Annotated in this window: 16 protein-coding genes; all 16 read right to left on the bottom strand. The window is 57.3% G+C overall.

The annotated features are described in order from the left end of the window. Positions 1-26: 26 nt before the first annotated feature. The 16 genes from MDG893_RS16170 to MDG893_RS16100 all read right to left on the bottom strand — a co-directional run bounded on the left by MDG893_RS16170 (position 27) and on the right by MDG893_RS16100 (position 20288). Complete coding sequence (locus MDG893_RS16170) at positions 27-605, bottom strand: porin family protein (RefSeq protein ID WP_007154890.1); 579 nt, start codon at positions 603-605, stop codon at positions 27-29. Between the two features lie 280 nt (positions 606-885). Next, positions 886-2205, bottom strand: a complete 1320-nt coding sequence (locus tag MDG893_RS16165) for a glycerophosphodiester phosphodiesterase family protein (protein WP_007154889.1) — start codon at positions 2203-2205, stop codon at positions 886-888. Positions 2206-2276: 71 nt separating this feature from the next. Further along, the gene (locus MDG893_RS16160) at positions 2277-2774 is read right to left on the bottom strand and encodes a hypothetical protein (RefSeq protein WP_007154888.1); all 498 of its coding nucleotides are present in this window, start codon (positions 2772-2774) and stop codon (positions 2277-2279) included. Positions 2775-2776: 2 nt separating this feature from the next. Next, complete coding sequence (locus MDG893_RS16155; RefSeq protein ID WP_007154887.1) at positions 2777-3100, bottom strand: ElaB/YgaM/YqjD family protein; 324 nt, start codon at positions 3098-3100, stop codon at positions 2777-2779. A 204-nt stretch (positions 3101-3304) separates the two neighbouring features. After that, positions 3305-4153 carry a DNA ligase gene (locus tag MDG893_RS16150; protein WP_007154886.1) on the bottom strand — a complete coding sequence of 283 codons (849 nt, stop codon included), beginning with the start codon at positions 4151-4153 and terminating at the stop codon, positions 3305-3307. Further along, the gene (locus MDG893_RS16145; RefSeq protein ID WP_007154885.1) at positions 4141-4584 is read right to left on the bottom strand and encodes a DUF4124 domain-containing protein; all 444 of its coding nucleotides are present in this window, start codon (positions 4582-4584) and stop codon (positions 4141-4143) included. Before MDG893_RS16145 ends, MDG893_RS16150 begins: the two co-directional genes overlap by 13 nt. A gap of 54 nt (positions 4585-4638) precedes the next feature. Further along, positions 4639-5652 carry a hypothetical protein gene (locus tag MDG893_RS16140; RefSeq protein WP_007154884.1) on the bottom strand — a complete coding sequence of 338 codons (1014 nt, stop codon included), beginning with the start codon at positions 5650-5652 and terminating at the stop codon, positions 4639-4641. A 243-nt stretch (positions 5653-5895) separates the two neighbouring features. Then, complete coding sequence (locus MDG893_RS20985; RefSeq protein WP_157132860.1) at positions 5896-6051, bottom strand: hypothetical protein; 156 nt, start codon at positions 6049-6051, stop codon at positions 5896-5898. Positions 6052-6230: 179 nt separating this feature from the next. Further along, complete coding sequence (locus tag MDG893_RS16135; RefSeq protein WP_007154883.1) at positions 6231-7106, bottom strand: hypothetical protein; 876 nt, start codon at positions 7104-7106, stop codon at positions 6231-6233. Beyond that, positions 7081-9945, bottom strand: a complete 2865-nt coding sequence (locus tag MDG893_RS16130; RefSeq protein WP_040474695.1) for a toxin VasX — start codon at positions 9943-9945, stop codon at positions 7081-7083. Before MDG893_RS16130 ends, MDG893_RS16135 begins: the two co-directional genes overlap by 26 nt. Continuing rightward, complete coding sequence (locus MDG893_RS16125) at positions 9938-10804, bottom strand: DUF4123 domain-containing protein (RefSeq protein WP_007154880.1); 867 nt, start codon at positions 10802-10804, stop codon at positions 9938-9940. The genes MDG893_RS16130 and MDG893_RS16125 overlap by 8 nt, the downstream gene beginning before the upstream one ends. Then, a complete protein-coding gene (locus tag MDG893_RS16120) occupies positions 10804-12885 on the bottom strand; it encodes a type VI secretion system Vgr family protein (protein WP_007154879.1) in 2082 nt (693 codons plus the stop codon). The genes MDG893_RS16125 and MDG893_RS16120 overlap by 1 nt, the downstream gene beginning before the upstream one ends. Positions 12886-12966: 81 nt before the next feature. After that, positions 12967-16551 carry a type VI secretion system membrane subunit TssM gene (gene tssM / locus MDG893_RS16115; protein WP_007154878.1) on the bottom strand — a complete coding sequence of 1195 codons (3585 nt, stop codon included), beginning with the start codon at positions 16549-16551 and terminating at the stop codon, positions 12967-12969. Between the two features lie 34 nt (positions 16552-16585). Further along, positions 16586-18022: a type VI secretion system protein TssA gene (tssA, locus tag MDG893_RS16110; RefSeq protein WP_007154877.1), complete on the bottom strand. Its 1437-nt coding sequence runs from the start codon at positions 18020-18022 to the stop codon at positions 16586-16588. 50 nt (positions 18023-18072) lie between these two features. After that, on the bottom strand, positions 18073-18726 hold the full coding sequence (gene vasI, locus MDG893_RS16105) for a type VI secretion system-associated protein VasI (RefSeq protein ID WP_007154876.1): 654 nt from the start codon (positions 18724-18726) through the stop codon (positions 18073-18075). After that, positions 18723-20288, bottom strand: coding sequence for a sigma-54-dependent Fis family transcriptional regulator (locus MDG893_RS16100; RefSeq protein WP_040474696.1), 1566 nt, complete (start codon positions 20286-20288; stop codon positions 18723-18725). The genes vasI and MDG893_RS16100 overlap by 4 nt, the downstream gene beginning before the upstream one ends. Positions 20289-20396: the final 108 nt, after the last annotated feature.

Below are 20396 nucleotides of genomic sequence, written 5' to 3'. Positions count from 1 at the left end.
GCCCCGGGCCCTATTACGCGCCTCTGTTAGAACTGGAAGCGCATACCAACACGACCAGTATCGAAATCCGGCCCGTCGTTGGTGACCTGGCCGTTAAAATCGTCCTCGTCGATATCTACGTTGTAGCGGTTGTATTCCGCAAACGCGGTCAACTGCTCAGTGACCCGGAAATCGACACCAGCACCAACGAACGGATTAACCTCATCGTAGGTCTCACTCTCGTCAAACGCGTCCACATCAAACGACGAGGCAAACGCGCCGGCCTTGGCATAGACGCCAAAGGTATCCGTCAATGGCAACCGCCCCATTAAACCGAGGGAGGTCCCTTTCAGCTTGCCATCAACATCGTCATCGCCAAAGTTGCCGAAATCAATGTACTCGGCTTCCAGGGCAAAGAACTGATTGAACTGGTAGCCCAACCCTACGCCAAACAGGTCGTTTTCATCATCAAACTCGCCGCCGTGGGATTTGTAACCACCATAACTGCCGCTCAGATACACACCGGAGCTGTCACGATCAGTGTTGTCCTGGGCTGATACGACTGGGGCGGCCAGCATGGCCGAGGCCAGAACCGTTACATAGGCAAAACCGGATTTATAGCTCATATCGCATCCATCCTTCTGAGTTCGGAAACAATTGATTTCCTATTGGATTAACCGGTAAAGCGTCATACCGATTACCTGAACTCAGGCTACCTACAAATTGGCGGGATGTGGGTTAAATGCGCAATACGGTCTGTTCACCTTCATTTCATGTTAGTTAATGTCGGGATGACAACTTTTCGAGGCACAGCTCTGTTGCAAACATCGGAAGGCCTGCGGCCAGATCTGCCAACTATCCGAAATCTGCGCGCCTCAAACGGATGACTGAGGCGCGCATCTACGGTCAGTGCCCTCTGCCAGCATATCCCATACAGTTGGCATAGAAGGTGGTGGTGGCGGGCCAATCCGAGAAGACACCAATGACCCCAACATCCCGGGCCAGCACGTCAATCACGTTGAACACGTCGCCGTCGTTATTGATGGCGTCGGTGATGGTCTGGTGATACCAACCACCGCCATTGGCCAGTGGGCCACTACGCTCGACCGTCCAGGCGATCATATCCAACCCTGCTGCCCTGGCATTTTCAGCGTATTCCGACGGCACGATCTGTTGATGGCTATCCAGGGTCAACATCTTCCACAGTGCGGGGGCCAGGATATTCACTCCTTGCGCCGATAGGCCTTCCATCCACGCCAGGGAGGAATTCTCCGGTGTCAGCGGCTCCTGATCCAGAAACACCGCCTGTCGTCCAAAACGCGGCGTTTCATTGATCCAGAACAGCACATCATCCAGCAGGAACGACTGAGGCCAGACATCCCTCGGGTTCACGCCGGCCTCAACGTAGTCCTGAATCATCTGGCGAGCGTAGTCTTCCTGGCTGTAATCGCCCTCGTAGGGCATCTCCACCACCGGCGTTTTCAGTTCCGGCGTGAACTTCACACCCAGGCGTTTAAAGAGTTCGATGCTCTCCTTATGGGTCAGCAGGGTGCCGCGACTGCTGTAAAGCTCCGTACGCCAGTCTGCTGTTCCTTCCAGGTATTCCTCAGGCGTGGTTGCCATGGGATTGAAGGCGTCCATCTTGCCTTCCAGAGATTTGAACTCCTCCAGCGTAATGTCGCTGGTCCGGCATTCTGCCTGCGCCTCGGTGCCACTGTCCGGGTCCGCCGGGACAAATGGCTGCGTGCACTTGGCGTTCAGTTCCGGAATCGTCACGATGTTGGTGGTGGTATGGAGATCGTTCTGGGCATGACGGCAGACCAGTTCCCGATCTTTGGTAAAGGCAACATCGCACTCAAGGATGCCTGCGCCCATCCGGGCGGCCGCAACGTAGGATTCAAGCGTGTGCTCCGGGAACTGCAAGGGCGCACCACGATGGCCAATGGAAAAATCCGTGGGCCGGATTTTGTCAGCGCGGCAGGACTGGAGCCGGTCTTTCAGGCGCCCCTCATCCATGTCGTCCACCAGCCAGAAGGGTCGCGGCCCCAGATGGACCTCGCGTTTACCCCGATGATGCCTGTCCTTCAGATCCGGCCACTTGTCGTGCCATTTATCAAGGCCCGGCGGTGTCCAATGCTCCCCCTTGCCATGCCAATCCGGCGCCGCATGGGCGGCAGAGAATAGAGACATCAGTAATGCCATAATCAATAACGTGCGTAACTTCATAACAAGCTCCCTGTGCAATGAATGGTACTCCACGGTTATTGTCGGCGCGGGGGGTTACGCTGAGGTGACGATCATGTGACTGGCGCATCCGTGCCACTTTCCCGTGAGTCCGTTTTGTCTTTATCTCGGGCCTGCTCGGCTTCCGCTTCCTTCATCAGGACCATGCCACCCTGCAACAACAGTGACTTCAGGCGAGGGTCGCCCTGCTCCACCACACCGAGCGCGAACGCCGCAAAGGCGGCTTCCAGCGGGTTGTTACGGACGAGCTCCCTGATAGCATCGATTGGTGACGCGGAAGACCGATCACCCCCACTGGCGGTTTTTTTGGATGTAGCCGGACGTGTCATCCGGTAGAAAAACAACGCCAGCAGCAACAGACAGGAGACGCCCGTCACCGCCATGGCGCCGGCTTCACCCAGCATGGGTGACAGCGCCAGCGTGGTGGCATTAACGAGCATATAAAATCCGGTGATCAGCAGGGCGACCAGCAACACAAAAGCCAACATAAAACCGATGATGGCTGCGACTGCCTTGCGCAGGACACCCTGTAACCAGGCGGAGTCAGGCATAATCAGCGGTCCAACAACCGGCCAACCAACAACCCGGCGAGGAACATAAGCACAACGCTCAGGAACGGCCGTTCCTCGATTTTGTGCTCAACATCGTGCACCGCCTTAGTACTTGCATCACGGGCGCGGTTGAAGGCTTCATCCCCATGCTGCCGCACCTGGTCAAAAGCCTCCCGGCTTTCCCGGCGAATTTCATCACGAAGACTGCTGATATTACTCTTTTGCCCGTCCGCAACCGCTTTGGTGAGTTTGGAGAGATCTTCGCGGAGTTGCTGCAGGTCTTGCCTGACCTGCTCATACTCGTTCTGACTGGATTTCGCTTCCATTTGGTGCCTCCTTATCAGTAAGTAATACTGCTATTTCGGCTTTCGGTAACGATTTATACTGCTCACTGAACATCGCTTGAAGAGCTGTCCCTGCAATGCGGCTATTCAGCAACCATGGAACGATGTAGAACGACCACGGCTAGTTTCACTGTAGCATACGGTTCGAGGCGACACGTGAAGACATCGTAATTCACCGACGTTGACTCACGGCTCCATGGGTTCGTCATTGCGAACTCGCAGAAAACTGGCAAATCGTGGAAGGCCCGTCGACGTGAAGCCGTAATATTTATAGGTAATGGTTGCGCCGACCGGCGGCGGATTTTCCCGCTGCTCATCACTGAACCCGGTGCCAATGCGGAACTGCCGCCCATCATCCCGCCTTACCCGTACCGACCCGAGCATGCCTTCGTATTTCCCGCTACCGGCAAGATGCGCCACCACGACTGCCTCGGCATCGTCGTATCGCTTCACCTTCAATAGATCATCTGAACGGCCAGTTGCGTGAAGGCTGCCACCACGCCGCAGCATCAAACCCTCGCCACCTTCGGACATAACCTTGTCCAGCGCCGACATCAAACGCTCATGATCCGTGGCCTTGCGTTGTGCCACTATCGCCAGAAATGGAGACGGTGATGGTTGCAACAACCCCTCCATTGCCTGGATACGCTCGGAAAACGGCTGATTGAGCGCCGGAAGGTCAAACACCATAAACCGAATCTGGCGCCAGCTCCGGTTTATCGGTTCCAGCCGGCGAACCGCTCCGGACAGTTCCGCAAACCGGCCCCGCCCCATCCAGAGTTCGCCGTCCATAGGCACATCGGGAAAGCCCTCGGTAAACCAGTCCGGCGCCCGATACTCGTTGCCACCCCGGGACCAGAACCGCTCACCGTCCCAATAGGCCCGGACGCCATCCAGCTTCTCGCTGACCCAGTAATCCTCGAGGGCAACACCTTTCTCGTAGACACCGGCCAGCGACAGTTCCGGTGATTCTGCATAGGCGTTTAACGCGGTAAAGAGGGCAAAAGCAAACCAGGACGGAATCAGGCGCCGCATTCACGCTTTACCCTGGCACGAAACTCCCGACGAATGCGCTCGTTCTCTTCGTCGTCGACAAACACCCGCTCACCGTCGTTATTCAGCCGGTAAATCCCCGACACGCTTTTCAAATACTTCAAGCGCGCCCGCAAGGCCTGGCATTGAGCTTCATGCTTCGCAGCCTGAGCCTCTCGCTTGGCTTTCACCTCATTGCGCTCTGCCCGCTCCTGCTCGGTTTGCTCGAGGAATTCGTTCATCCGCTGCTTGCGCGCACGGGCAGCTGCGTCCGATGACGGTGCGGAGGCTTTTAGTGTTACCTCATCCGAAGCTGCGTTCACAGGCGGCCGGTCCCCAAAATGGGTCTGGCCGTTTTCATCGACCCAGCGGTAGGTACCGGCCTGGGTGATGGGGGTGGTTAGTAGGCAGAGGAGGATTAGGAGTCCTTTCATGGGTAACTATCCATTTCGATATTAGCGATTCTTCACTGAAACCTGATTTGCCAACTACCATGAGTAGTCGGCCAGAGCCGTTCGATTCCTACGTTTGAACGCTTCGTAGTCCTGCTCGCTCATATCGCGCCAGTATAAAGGATCTCTTCCCTTTTTCTCATCGTGAGAACGAGTAGTTGGATCGAGGTGGCGGTAAGCTTCAAACAAGGGGATATCAGGTAATGGTTTGGTGACGTCCATATACTGGCGGACCAGATCCCAGTACGCGAGTACGTCTTCCCTATTGGTCGTGGCGGCCAACAGTTGGTTCATGGGCAGCGCCCACTCCTGCGTTTTGTGGACCAGTACCAGCCGATACCAGATATTGCCCTGATGGTCTGGCAAACTTAGCAGGTAGCCGTCCCATTCATGGAATGGGGCCTCGCCCCGTATTTCGCCGGACTGACCTTCCTTCTCCGGGTCTTTGAACAGGGTGACCATGCCAGTGCGGCGATCAAGTTCCCACAGAGGGCCCTTGGGTTGCTGATAGACCACTTTTGGATATTTGATCTCGAGGAATCTGCCAATGCCCCAGCAGAGAAGCAAGGGTAGGAAAAAGAATAGTAGTGTCGGGAGTATTCCATCTGAAAAGAATTGTGGAAAAGAATCCCGCTCAGGTTCCATAAACCACAAAACCGACCAAGCGAATACGAAAAATGGAAATAGCCACAACGCAGTCAGCCGCCCCCCGTGCTGCATCCATAACAGTATCCAACTAACTTTGGGTAGGGTGGCATAGCGCAGGCACTCCTCGTCCAGGCGACCATGGTAGGTATGCCGTTCTTCCAGTTCAGCTATGCCTTTGCGTTCTTCGATTTCTTCATATTCCCGCACCCGCTGAGGGTGCCAGGTTTCCAGAAACCCGGGAGGAATAAGCTTGGACAACTTTCCCTTGGGCAAAGGTGGCCCCATGGTCCAGTTTTTGCGGAACAGGGCGCTTTGTTGCCCGGGTTCTTTTGGATCCGGAGCTCTCCGGTTGCTGCGGTAGGCAGTTGGAGCGTAGCCGGAGCCTTCCAAGGTGGTTGTCATGTGGTTTTCTCGGCGCTTTAAGTTTGCTAATTCACACAGAAACGTTGGCTAGTCTCACTGAAATCTGGTTCACCATAAGGTAGCGAAATTGCTTTCCAACGATACACTTGATTTAGATAACGAAATTCAAAGTGACACCCGGCATTAGACCATGGCGTCCTGAGCAAGATTGGGTACGCTTTTCTCCATCCGATCTTCCAACGTCGACCAGGGGAATTCCTGGATCTTGTTCAGGTGTGCCGGTTAACCTTCTTCCTCCCACCCTGTCAGGTCCAGCGTTGCCCAATAGTCTGCCGGGTGTCCGCGCTTACCCGCCGCATCATACTCTGCTGTGGTGGGGTCCAGTGGGCGGAACCTCTCAAGGGCAGGGACATCCGGCAGTGGCTGACTGACGTCCATGTAGCGCTGGAGTTCATGGCACTAATATTCGGGGAAAGGTCACTCCCAACTCCTCTACATCATTTCCGTCAAGGATGATGCGCAGCCTGCTGTCACCCGTGACTTTCAGGTTATTCTTCTCACTCGGTCGTCAGTTCAATAGGGCAGAACGCAGTGTCAGGAAAACCTCGATTACTGGATCAGTAATAGTTAATCTCCCCAAAAATCTCTTCAATCTCCTTCGGCCACTTGTACTTGAAGGGCGTAAATTTCCACCAAATCATGGTCGGCATAAAAAGGATTAGAAGAGAATATTCGAGGATACGCTTCCCAATTGAGCTTGAAGCCAAATCCTTACGAAGTGAGTCAAAATTAATCCCAGCGAGATGATCGATATCCTCTTCAACAACCCCTTCGTTGTAGTACCTGACAATGAAATTCCATTTCCGATACATCTTCTCCTCCTTAAACCCGGAAAAGATCTTTTTACGTTGCAGGGGCATCTTGGGGGGCTTTCCGCAAAAGTAATGCTTTTCCCTCATGAACAGGTGGGCGTAGTACTGCCGCTCCCACACAACACCGGAACCCAGATACTGCCAGTTGTAGGAAAAGGTCACGTCCAGCTCGTCCCACGGAATCCTGTAAAAGGTACCCCTGTGCCCCACATAGACGAATCCCTCTTCCCGGTCAATTCGGACCGGTAGAGTGAGTGGGAAGAAAATCTCAAACAGGTAGACGGCCACCCAGAAAGGTCCAAAAGTGACCACTGCTGCCAGCAGTGCCTTTGAAAAGAACAGGCTAACCACCCAACCCAATGCCAGCACAACTGCCATGAACAGATTTACAACAACCACTTGACCTGCCCGAAAAGTCAAAAAGGCAGTCCGAATGTCCATGAACCGCTCGCTGATATGGGCGACTCCATCCATCATTTTTTCCGAAGAATCGGACACCCCCGCCACTTTCCGAGCTGGCGGGCTGGCAAGCCGCGCACCGTGAGTGCGATACAACTTCTTTTCCAGCTGTTGCTCCAGGTCCGTTTCCGGAAAATCACACTTCAAAGGCGAGTCTTTCATCGACACCAAGTTCCTCTACATCGTTTCCTTTCAGAATAATACGGAGTCCGTTTTCACCCGTGACTTTGCGGCCGTCCTTTTCGTACTCAATCAGCATTTCAAGCTGGTCACACTTATTGTGGTTGTAGTGGTCAAACCGATATAGAACACCCTCAGCGGAGGCGTCTAAATGCTTCATCCTGTAAAACAAGTCAGTGATATCGCTCGGTTCATCTTTTGAAAACCAATTCGTGTCCACCTCGAACAGCTTGATGGAGTACGTGCAGGTTCCATCACTATAACCCGGCAAATACACCACAAAGGAGGTCATTTCCGACATGACCTGATGCTCGCCTCGGTTTATATCCCAATGTCGACCGATGTGCTCAGTCACACGCACAATGGGAGAAAACAGCATGTAATAAAACGCATCCAGTTCCGCTTCAAAATAACGCCTGACATCGATGCCCTCATCCTGAGAAATAACGGTTCGGCTTTCCTCCAGCAGTTCCGCGCTCGATGGCCTGAACTGTTCATCCCAGTAACGCAACGTAGGCGCATTGCCCCAGAAGGACAGTGACAGGAAATCCTCGATCCGGGACCGGGCGATGTATAGCTGTACCATGCTGATAACAAAAGATACCGCAATCAGAACCCCGCCCACTACGAGCACAACGGCCACACCTGCCCCGGTAACCGCACCTGCCACGGCCAGAGAAGCCAGGTAGGTGATACCAATGCTCAGCCCGATCTGGGCCCCGGACAGGGCCACCATTGAGGAATGGCCCGTGTCCAGAGCCTTGTAGCCCCTCCACCCTTCCAGACCTATTGACAGTAAAACACCGACATAGGGAAGGGCTTTTACGGTGACTCTCGCCAAACCAGCTGCAAAAGTCGAAATGTTCTGCCCCAATCTAATCCCGCTAAAAACCACCGATACCCTTGCCCCAGCCGCCGACAGGTTCGCCCCCAAGGCCTTGGCGTATTCCTCCTTGACCAGTAGTCCGCTGAGGTTGACCACACCTTCGCCAATGCTCATCAGGCCGGATACAAAGTACCCCCACCGATCGATGACGGATCGGTCGCCCAGCATCACGTCCTGCTGGGTTTTTTCCAGGCCGGAAAACAGGCTTGCTACGTTAATCGCGTGAAAGAAGGTCACGGCCCCAATGAATTTGCCCCGGTTCTGCTTGATGCTTTCAACCACCGGGTCCAGCCGGATATGGAGCCAGCCAAAGGGGTTGTCCTTGAAGTCTGGTGTCAGGTGGAACATGTCGATCATGGTGCCACGCAGGTAGTTCCTGAGCCGTGCATCCGCCATGCCGGCAGCCAGCGGCGTCATTGTAAGTTCAGACAGGTTATGGCCAGCGGCTTCCAGTGAGTTGCGGTGGACCGCCGTGAGCAGGTCCGTCGCGGTATTCAGAGTTATTCCCTGTCGGTGGACATCAATGCCATAGCGTTTCTGGATGGCCTTGGTCCATTTTTTCCACTGCGGCCAAGTCTGGGGGTCTTTTGCCCAGGTCCCGATCTTTGCGGCGGGGGCTGCAAACTCCAGCATCAGAGTATCGGTGGCAGTGCTCACTCGCACATGTGCCGGCATGTCGAAGATACTGTCCACGATCTTCAGACTGCCATAGTCAAAGCCGGGGAGGTCTTTGAGTTTCTGGGTAATACCGTTTGCGGCCGATGCCAGGAACAACACGGTGTTTAGCATGTTACCGACAGTGCCGGCTTCGCCTTCGTCTGCTTCCAACCACTGCTCGGCGTCTTCCTTGCCCTTTTCCGCACCAACATAGCCATCCAGCATATCTGCCAGTTCCTGCTCAACCGCCTCGAACCCTTCCGCACAGTAGCAGTCGTTGAACTCCAGTTTTCTGGCCAACTGGTCGGAGTCAACCCACTGTTTCCAGTCATCGAATACCGATGTCCGGGCCTGATCATATTCTTCAATCTGTTTGTGGTAGTTTTCAACGAATGCGTCTTTTTCCCCTGAACGAATGCGTTCCTTCAGTTCCTCGGTCACTTCTTGCTGGTCGTCTTCAGATTCCTTCTTGCTGGCTTCACGGGCAATGAGCGCATCCACCATCTGGGAGGTGGTGTAGGCGTATGCGTTCTCCTCCGCGTGATTCGTGATCAGGTTTACATGAAGGGCATGCAGTTGGCCCAGCTCGGAGGTGATACCGATTTCGTCGTCAAGCGCAACGCAGTATGAAAACTCAGTTTCTTTCTTGCACTGCCCCTGCAAATCCGACTCACTGATTCCCTGCGCTAAATCCGTTAGGCTCCACTCGAAATCCATTGGCTCTGTCCGAAAATCTTCAACCACTCCGTTTATAGCTTCGGTTTCACTGATATTTGCGCCTTCACGCTTTTCCGGAAGCCCGCTCAAGTCAAACGGCTGCATATGCTCGTCACGGACCTGTGCATCTATTCGTACAAGTTCCTGCAAACGCACAGTCCATCGATGCTGCACGAATTTCAGAAGCACCTTTCCTTCAGCCGGGTGATGTATAGCGGGCAAAGCACTTTCAGCATCAACATCTGGAAGCAGTACAGAGTTCATACCGGGCTGTACTTCGGTTATCAGACCCTGCTCATTGACCCGGTACTCATGTAGCGTTCCGAAAACTTCGGAGAACATGTAGACCCAACCGGGTGTCAGTTTTCGAACACAGTAATGAGTGGTTCCAAGCGCCACGGAAGGTGGGCGAAAGTTGGGGGGCAAAGTAACCTCTTCCTGACTGATCGCCCAACGAACCGGGTACAATGCGACGGCTTTTAGCTGGAGAGGGCACATCTGTGCCGCTGAATCGATGTCATCTCCACCCTGTAAGAACGCTGAGCTGTTAGCACTACCCATGAACCAGTCCCTCCGTTGACATTTTCTCGGCGAATTCTGCAATTCGCGCTATGGCTCTGCTTGGCGCTGCGGAATTCTCTTTCCACAGAGTCTGTACTTCACTGCCTTCGAATGCATGGTGCCCAAGCCAGCCAACCGTATTGATATACAGAGCGATATCGCGGGTACTGTACAATCCCCGCGCTTTTGCTCCGTCGACTAGCGCAGAGACTGCCCCCCAATCGTGTCTATCTGAATTCGTTTTTTGAAGCAAATGGGGAAAGTAGTTTGCAACGTGAAGCTCGAACTTCCTGAGGGCTGTCTGTTCCGCTGCTCTCTCCATCGCAACCTGGTGTTCCTCACGAATGCTGAACATCTCAGCCGGCCGCACACTATTGGGCTGATCATTATGAAAGTAGTCCCACTTCCCCGTGCGGCGATCCTGAATGGCAAACAGACTGCAAGGCCCCATCAATCGCCTCACATCCTCGCCTGATGAATCCAACTTCAACAGATGTCGAGCGACTTCAGGGTCATAGAATCGGAAAACAACGTCATCCCCCGTAACCAACCTGGCTTTAAGCAATCCACGCAAGTGATCCATGACCTCTTCAAAGTCATGGTCAGACTGCATTGCAATGGCTACACCCTGAGGTCTCCACTCTTCGAAACATTTAGTCGCCAAAGAGCTATCCATTCCCGTTTCAACCAGCCACGGTGAAATTTCCAATAGGTCAGCAAGCTCAGTTTCCCTGTAGAGCGCATCGCAATGAGGTGTTTCTAGTTCACGATAAATAATCTGAGGCAAATCATTCACTTTTGCACCATCGACAAGAATGAACGTTCTGCCCTTGTCGGGAAATTCAGCCAGCTTACCCATCAGACCGCCCCTTGCGATTCTGGCGAGCAAACCAGGCAGATACCCTTACCCTGGTTCGCAGCATTTTTGATGGCGCGTATCTGGTCGGGCTTGGCCATCGGTCTTTGAGGTGTCTCCGGCAGTTCTTCAGGCGCAACAATCCCACCATTCTTCTCCACCAACCCCGGCATCTCCGGCACCTGCACCGTCTGCCCACTGCCCTTACCCGGTGCCCCACCGGCATTCAGCTTGATGGCAGCACCACCCATGGCAACGCCGCTGGGGTCGATCTTCACGAAGCTACCGCCTGCCTTTAGGGTGATTTCCGCACCGGCTTCGATGACGGCTTTCTGGCCGGCCTTGATGTGCAGTTCGGTACCGGAGTCGCTGAGCCAGGCGGTGCCGGCTTTCAGGTGCAGGGTGCCGGTGACGTTGAAGCTGTGGTCCTTGCCGGTTTGTTCTCGCTTCTCACCGTCCACGGTAGTGTGGTCATTGCCTTTGATGTGGGCCTTGCGGTGATTGTCCACGGTCAGGTGGCTGTCGTTTTTGATGACTTCGGTGCGGTTGTTTTCCGTCAGCAGGGCCAGGTCTTTCTGGGCGTGGACGTAGACCTGTTCCTTGTCCGCTTCGTCCTCGAACCGCAGTTCGTTACTGCCCCCGCCCTTGTGGGTCTGGGTCTTGAGGGTGGTTCTGGTTTTATGTTCCGGCAGCGCGTACGGCGGGGTGTTAGTGGCGTGGTAAGTTCTGCCGGTAATGATGGGCTGGTCCGGGTCGCCGTCCAGGAAGCTGACGATGACTTCGTTACCGATTCTCGGCAGCGCCATGAACCCATACTGGCCACCGGCCCAGCCCTGGCTGACTCTGAGCCAGGCGCTGCTGTGCTCGTCGTTGTTACTGTAACGGTCCCACGGGAACCGGACTTTGACGCGGCCGTGTTCGTCGCAGTGGATCTCTTCGCCTTTGGGGCCGGTGACAAGGGCGATCTGGGGGCCGTCCATCAAAGGGCGGTGTTCGACCCGGGGCCGCCAGGTGCGGTCCGCGGGGATGGCGTTGAAGGCGTTGTGGTAGGTGGTAGCACCGTTGTTGCCGTCCTCTTCCAGGGCCTGGGGTTGTTCGCCGGTGTGGGTGATGCTGGTGAACAGCCATTCCCGGTTCAGGCGCGGGTTGTCGTGGTCGGTGAGTTCAACTTTGGCCCCCACGGTGAAGTCGGGGCGGTTGCTCTGGCCGTCGGCGATGGCGGCGTCGTTCCTGAGGGCGTCCAGCCGGGTTTCGGTAAAGGGCTGGCCGCTGGCGTCCTGTTTGAAGCGGCCGGGGTAGTCGTAGTGCTGGTAGTCTTCCCGCTGGCCGTCGAGTTTGTCGGCCTGGTGTTCGTGCATCAGGGCATAGGCAGGGTTCTTGAAGGTGTAGTCCTTCATGGCCACGGAGGCGGCCCGAACCCGTTCCCGATAGCGGAACTGGTAGACGGCGCTCTGGCGGGTGCTGCCGCCGGCCTTGGCGTTGTATTCCACCGGGTCCAGTCTGGGGGCATCGCCGTGGTGGTCGGCGATGATCAGGGCGGGCTGGTCTTCGCCATTGACGTCGCCGTGGTTAAACCGATAGTGCCAGCCCTCTTCGGCGGCCAGGCGTTCGACAAAGGCCAGGTCGCTTTCCCGGTGCTGGACGCAGTATTCCCGTTCTTCAGGGGTGCGTTTCAAATCAAAGACGGTGTCGATGATGCCCCGCTCTTCCAGCAGGGTGCGCACGATGGTGTCGGTGGCCTGGGTCTGGAAGATGCGACTGTTGTGCATCAGGTCGAGGCGCCACAGCGGGGGCTGGACAATGACGTCGTAACGGGTGCGGCGGTGGCCGGAGTCGCCCCGGACGAATTCGTTGACCACGCCGGTGAAGCGCCGCAGCGGTACACCGTCCTGCCACATCACCAGGTCCACGGGTTGTTCGAGCACGTCTTCGGGGGCAATGTCGGGCGAGGTACTGGCCAGCTCCAGCTTGCAGTAGCAGAGACTGGAAAGGTGCTCGGTCAGCTCGAAACGGGCGACCACGAACAGGTCTTTGGGGAGTTGGCCAAGGATGGCCGTGAACTGCAGTCCGGTTGCCTGGGGCATGTCTTCGATCCTTGAAGCAGTATAATCCTGAACCGCCAATACGGAAAACGTCCTGTTTCCGTATTGGCTCTGGTGCGTAGTCTAATACAGACTGCGTGGTATCTGGTACCCCGCGAGCAACTGCTGTGTGAACGGGTTGGTATTACTGCCCGCATGCAGGCGATAACGCATCTCGCCGTCGTCCAGCGCAAACCGAACATCCACGGCACTGCTGCTCACACCGGTGATGTCGGCTTCGTCCAGCAGGCGGAACAACGCCCAGGGACCATTTTCTGAAACGCTGCGTGGCGAGCGGTTCACTTCGGTGGGCACCAGAGTTACCCGGCTTTCAACCGAATCCCGCAACGTATTGGGCCACACCAGCGGAATACTTTGGCTGGGGCCATGGCTGAATTCGACCAACTGTCCGTCCACGTTCATCACGCTGCGGCGTTTGTTGGAGGACAGGTGCAACGGCTCCATTGCGAACTCAACATCCAGTGATCCGCTTCGGGTGAAGAAAGCGCGGCGGATGTTTTCGGCTTTCTCAAGCGAGGCCAAGACATCACGACGAACCAGGCTGGCCCGCTTGGAACCGGCAATGTGCTCCGGATGGTCTTCCAGGAACAGTTTCAGGTTCTCTTTATAGAACTGGTCCAACACACCATCCGGCGCAAAGAAGCGCTCGAAATCCTGCAGTGCGGCGTCGCGACCGGCACCGGGATTAAACGGATAATGTCTGGCCAGGCTCTGCTGGAACGGCTGGTAGACTTCCTGGTACCACTGTCGTTCCAGCTGTGCCACGGCCTGGTCCAGCACCACACGCCAGCTTTCCGAGGCCAGCTTCTCAAGCATCCGGTCCAACGGTGCCGGCTGATTCGAGGCCACCCGTTGCAGGGTGAAGATCGGGTCAGCGCCTTGCAGGCCCATCCGGGCACGGGCGGCTGAAAGTGCCGCCTTGCCACGATCCGGTGCTTCCTGAATACCACGCAGATAGGTGTGCAGGTTTTGAACCACGTCCATCACCTGCTCCATATCACTGGGGTCATCACCCTGCTTCTCGATCAATGCATTCAGGTCGGTAAACTGTCGTTCAATCTCCTGAACCATCTGGAAGTGGGCGGACTGCTCCATCACCTTGCGAGCCGCCTCGGCTTCTTCGCTGCCTCCAGGAATCAGTCGGGTATTGGCCGTGACCTGTGCCAGCAACTGGTTCAGCGGCTCGTGACCGCTGGTCAGGCTTTCCAGAATACGTACACCATGGTTAAGGTCGCTGAAGCTCTGGATATCCAGCCGGCTCAGGGCCCGACGCCAGCTCGCCACATAGTTTTCCGCGTAAAGGGATTGCAGTTGCGCCTGCAACCTCGCTTCATCCGCCTTGCTGAAGTTCACATCATCGCGGCGGCCCAGCACCCAGGCGTCCACCAACGCCAGTTCCGTGACCGACCCGGATTTACGCAGGAACCAGGAATCCAGGCCTTCGCGGGTCAACAGTGATGGAATCACCACCGGGTCTTCCTGTTCAGTGTTCTCCTCATTAAGTGGTTCACCGAATTCATCCAGGTGCACGAACACGGTGCTGAAGGCCGGCCCAGACTCCCGGGCAAGATCCAGCGGTGAGCGGAAATTCTTCTCCGCTTCTCTCTCCAGATCCCGATAAACCCGGTCCGGAGTCGCAATGCGGCCGAGCTCGTGCTGGGCCCACTGGACACTGCTGCGAAAGGGGGCCAGTGCCATGTCGGCGGTCTTGTCACCCGCTTCCACCCGCTGGTTCAGGTCCGTATGCAGCATGGCGTAGTCGAGGTGGCTGAGCAGTCGTTGTTGCAGGTCCCGCTGCGCCGGGTAGGCCCGCTGCCAATAATCGCTCATGTAGCTGTGGACGATGTCCCGGCGGCGGCCACTGGCGTCATAGAGCATCCGCAGTACACGCAAGTGGTCGAGGCGCTCAGAGCTGGTGTCCGGGGCATCGCTCATCTCTTCCATCACGCCCAGCATCAGCGCGGGCATAAACTGGTACGCCAGCATGTCCAGATAGGATTCTTCCACTTCCGGACCAACCTTGTGGCCTTTGTATAGGCCCATATCCGCCACTACGGCTGGCTCTGCCCGGTAGTCCCCGAACGCCAGGGTGGCCTCTCGCAACTGGTCCAGAGGCTCCAGCAAATTGCGGCCAGTGGTGTCAGGTTCGTATCCGATGGGGCGCCAGTTATCGATAAAACTGCGTACCCGCTCCTCCACCGCGGTAGCGGCCTGTGCATTTTCGATAAAGTAGTGCTGCCATCCGGCGGTCATACCCAGGCCGGCGGCAACGGCCACGACGGCCGCGACAGCAATGCGGCGACGCCGACTACCAACCACTTTCTGGTTGTCACCGGCCAGGCCCGCTTCGCGATAGATAATGCTGGGAAACAGCTTTTCGGTGAACAGGCTTGAAGACTGCCCACCACGCTGAGCCGGCTGTATCGGGCTGGCAAGCCCATAATTCGCAGCGGCGGCAGAGACGAACGCATCTTCCGGCACGCCTTCCTGAACCACGGAGGTAAAGTAGGTGCCTCGCACCAGGGCCGGTGTTGAAAAAGCATCCGCAGAAAGCAGGTCTGCCAGAAACTGTTCGAGCACCGGTTTCAGGCCGGCCAGCTGGCGGGTAAAGGAATAAGCAGCGGCACGCTCTTCGGCATCCCTTGTGGCAGACAGCACGTCCGGAAGCCGTTCACCGAGTTGCTCCGCGAGTTTGCTGAAGCTTTGGTCAAACTCGCCCAACCAGTCGTCGGCATCCAGTTGGCCGTCCAACTGGAAGGTGAAGCCCAAGGGCTGTTCACGCTCGGCTTTGGAGAGTGTGCGGGCAAATGGCGCAAAACCGTAGAGCAGGTCCATTTTGGTAAAGCTGATGTACACCGGCAACTGGGAGCCCAACTGCTCCATCAGTTCCCGCAGCCGGGTACGAAGCAGGATGGCCTGGGCCTGGCGCTGCTGTTCGTTGCCGGTGCTCAGGCGGGCAAGATCCACCGCCAGCACAACGCCATTCAACGGGCGCTGAGGGCGATTCTTTTCCAGCCAGGTGATGAAGTGGGTCCACAGCCGCTGCTGGATCTCGCTGCTGGCGCCTTCGCCGTTATTCTGGCTCAGCAGTTCGCCGTCCGGGTCAATCAGTACACCGTTGTCGCCCACCCACCATTCAAAACCGAACGGGTTACGCTCGGTGCGGGGATTGCGGGTGACGTTGGTGAGGGTGTATGTCTGCCCTGAACGCTGGATCAGGCTGGTTTTACCAGCATCTTCCAGGCCCATCACCAGGTACCAGGGCAAACGATAGACACCCTTTCGGCCCGGCAGGTTGCTCTTGAGTTCCGTCAGGCGGCGATCAAGCAGGCGCTGCTGGCGCCGTTCCAGCGGCAGGATGGGATCTTCCTCTTCCTTCTGCTCTTCCGCCTTGGCGACGTTCACTTTGCGCAGCTTGCGCGCCAGCATCATGCCCCAGACCATGGCCACCAGCAGTACCACCACCAGCGTCACCAGGGCACGCATCTGCCAGGCCGCCAACGGGTATTCACCGCCGATTTCCAGGCGCGGGCCCAACCACCAGGTTGCGGCCAGCAGTACCACCACACCCAGCGCCAGGGTAATCGGCGCCGCACTGCGCACAAAGGGCAGTATCCGTCGTCCAATGAGTAGGGCTTGTCTCCACATGGTGTCCATTCCTGTCAATTTGATCCGTCAGTTGTTAGGCAAGTCTGTCCAGCCGGGCCACCAGGCCGGGCTCCCAGTCTTCAAGATTCATCCCGCGGGTCTGCTCACGCAGATCCTGCACCTGCTGTTTCGCCAGGCTTTTCATGCCGCTGTCTTTCATCAACTGGCTGCTCATCAGCCGCCAGTAGAATCGATCACGGGGCTCGCGCGCGGACTCCAGGCCTTCTTCCAGCAGCTTCATGGCCGGTGCCAGGCCCTTCTGGTCCATGACTGCCCGGGCATCCTCGTAGGCTTGTTCCCAGGCACTCGCGCCGCCTGCGGCGCCACCTTTCGCCGGGCCGCTGAGCATCCAGTCGGCGACCGCTTTGGGCAGAAAAGGCGTGCCGTCGTTAAAGGTCATGTCCGCCAACTCTGGCAATCGCTCAACGAAGGCTTTGACCGCCGTACGGATGGCTTCGGCACAGGTCTCATGCCCCAATGCAGACGCCACTTGTGCGCTTAACCAGTGGCCTTCCAGCCAGAACGGACTGACCGACAGGCTTTGTTCGATACGTTGCCAAAGCGCCCCGTCCGGGGTTTTGGACAGGCTCTCGCGATAGTCAGCCACCCTGTCGGCGCTTACCGCCGCCAGATCGCTCTTGATTCCGTCGCGTGCTGGTGGAACCGAGGTGATGGTCTGCCAGATGGCGTAGCGGCGGAGCTGATAGCCCAATGCATCGGCGGGCGTGGTTTCGGTCAGCATATCCGCCACTTTAAGCAGGCTCTGGCGGGTGGCCCGCTCATTGGCGGGGTCCAGGGTCAGGCTGCCCAGAGACGCGGAAGAGGTGTTGCTGGCTTGCGACGAAGAGGCGCCGGCCGATGACGTACCCGTGGTTTCGGTATTATCGGTGGCTTCCGACGGCCTGGGCGTATCAGAAGGCGATGGCAGTTTTTCCACGGCCCGACGCAAGTCGACCAGGCCATCATCCGGCAGCTCCAGTGTGCTCGCCTGTTCCAGCAGCTTGGCGAGCGTGGTCAGGCAGAATTCCCGGCCATCACCCACGCCGCCGTCGAAGCTCAGTGCCGACACTTCCTTGAGAGCCCGTTGCAGAATCTGGGTCATCAGCATCTTGCGGGCGCGTTTGCCCTTGTCTCCCGGATAAGGCCAGGCTTCGTACCACCAACTGCCCAGTACCCGATGCAACAGGTACAGCGACAGCGCAAACCGTTCACCATTGCCACCACGTTGCAGGCACAGTAGAAGAAACCCCAGCACCTTGAGGTCTTTACTGGTGTCCGACAGCAAGCGAAGCGATTCACTCTCCACCTTGCCCCATTCAACACCGGTGTGGGCCAGCGATCCCACTTTCATGATTTCATTTTCGAGGTATTCCATGGTGGGGTCGTCCATCAGGTTCTCACCCGTGGCGCTCTCACCGGAAAGGCTGTTCAACACCTGTTCAACGTATGGATGCTGCTCTACTGCCTGCATGTCCAATCCCTGTCTTTGCAAATGGCGCTACACATTCTTGATAAAGATCATTACCAGCCACACGCTTCCCGCAGTGGCTTGAGAGTGTCCCGAAACCCGGTCAGGTCGAACATCAACCCGTCGACGACGCCGCTGGACGATGCCACCGTCACTTCGGACCCAGCCGCCATGTTCCGCACCGTTCGGATGGCGGGTAGCCCCCGACCGCCACTGATCACGAAACCGTCGTCCCGGACCCGCCAGATCTGACGGCCCTGGCCAAAATCGACGGTGACCCGCTCCTCTTTCACCGCCTCCGGCATCATCAATGTCAGTTCGGTGATGTTGTTATGACACTGCACCGCCAGCAACGGCCTCGGCGGCTTGACCCCAAGGGCGCTGAGCGTGAGCAGATGGCCTGCCAGCTCTGACGTGTTGCGATACAGCGGGCCGTCACCCGGGCGGCGGCGCTGCTCCTGGGCGAAGGCCTGGCGCCAGCGCTCAGGCTGGTTACCAACGATGGCGTCTTCAACCGCCACTGAAAACGGGGTACCAAACACCTCGTCAAAACACGCCAGCCGCTCCAGACGCTGACTCTCTTCGGTACACGTCATGGCCTCAGCCATCTGGGGATTGCCCTGCGCATTGGCGACCAAAGACATCGTCGTACCAAGGGCCCAGAGCATAAAGGCAAGGAGGCTGTTACTTCGAATATTTGGGTTCACGCTTCTGTCACCTGATACTTCAGACATTTATGGGCCAGGGTGCGCTTGGGCAGCCCCAGGCTTTCCGCTGCCTGGGCACGGTTGCCACCGTACTGACGCAGGCGTTCACGAATGATGGCCGCCTCGAACGCCTGGGCCGCGGCCCGGAGGTCGTCCACTTCATCCGCCTGTGGCAGCCCGGGGACGGCAGTAGCCTGAAAGTCGCTGACAATACAGGTTTCCTGGTTTGGAAACAGATCATCCAGGCGCAGCACTTCCGGCTGAATATCGTCACCCACCGGGGTTTGCAGGCAGGCAAACTCGACAATGTTCTTCAGTTCCCGGGCATTACCGGGAAAGTTATATCCCGCCAGCATACCCAGGGCATGACTGCTGATACCCAGCGGGCCGGACCCCTCTCGGGCGGTATATTCGCGGATAAAATGCCGGCACAGGGGTTCCAGGTCTTCCGGGCGTTCCCGCAACGGCTTGACCCGTAACGGGAACTGGCTGAGCCGGTAGAACAGGTCACGGCGAAACCGGCCTTCTTCGATACAGTCGCTCAAAGGTTGATGGGTGGCCGCCACGAGGCGGAAATCGGAGTGTTGTTCCTGCTGAGCACCGAGTGGGCGGAAGCGTCGGCTTTCCAGTACCCGCAGCAGTTTGGACTGCAGAGCCATGGGCATGTCGCCGATTTCGTCCAGGAACAGGGTGCCCCCGTCCGCTTGCGCCAGCAGACCTTCCTTGGCCCGGTCGGCGCCGGAGAATGCACCCTTGGTGTGGCCGAAGAGTTCGCTTTCCAGCAGTGCATCCGGGATGGCGGCGCAGTTGACCACCACCAAGGGCCCTTCAGCCCGATCCGAAAAACGGTGAATGCCCTGGGCCACGAGATCTTTACCGCAGCCGGTTTCACCCTGCACCAGAACCGAAAGCTGGCTACCGGCAGCCCGGACAATCTGGGCTCGCAGGTCGGTCATGCCTTTGGAGTTGCCTACCAGGGTGGTCGCCAGTTCCTCACAGCGCTGGCGTACGGCTTCTGCGTCGTGAAGGTGATCCAGGGAGCGTTTGAGCATGCGCCGCTGCCAGACCTGGTCGCTGGTCTTGAGCTGGCTGACCCATTGGTGGGACAGCAGGGTCAACAAACCACGGTACAGTGGCTGCGCGGTGATGCCGTCCCATTCGGGTTCTTCATTACACAGCACGAGGATGCCGAGGGTGCGGCCGTCTTCGCCTTTGATGGGCTCCAACCAGAATGAGCGGGGCCGGTTGCTGGCGTCGACCAGGGCCTGGAACCCTGGATGATCCAGACGGTAACCGGCGGCCCGTGACAGTTCCCTGGGTTTGCCCTGTTGCAGCAGGTGGGCAAAGGGGTGGCTGAAGTCGCCGCAGTCGAATTCGCCTTGCTCGCCCAGTGCCGCGCAGTGGAGTGTGCGGCCGCTGAGATCGAGTTCCAGTGACCAGCAGCGGGTGAGGCCGAAGGTGTTTTCGAGTTGCCGTGAGGCGACTTTTAGCAGGGTTGGCAGGTTGTCCTGCCGGAGCAGTTCAACCGCCAGGTCTATGCCGGTGTGCAACTCCGTCTGCATCCGTCCCATTATTTTTCTTCCCTGTGTAGGTTGTTCGCCGACCGCGTACCCTGTGGTTCGGCTTTCCAAAACACGCTGTGAATACATCCCTGTACGCTCCGCTCTCGT

The sequence above is a fragment of the Marinobacter algicola DG893 genome (assembly GCF_000170835.1).
GTDB lineage: Bacteria > Pseudomonadota > Gammaproteobacteria > Pseudomonadales > Oleiphilaceae > Marinobacter > Marinobacter algicola.
The sequence above is the reverse complement of the archived record's forward strand: the minus strand, read 5'-3'. Positions and strand labels throughout refer to the sequence as shown.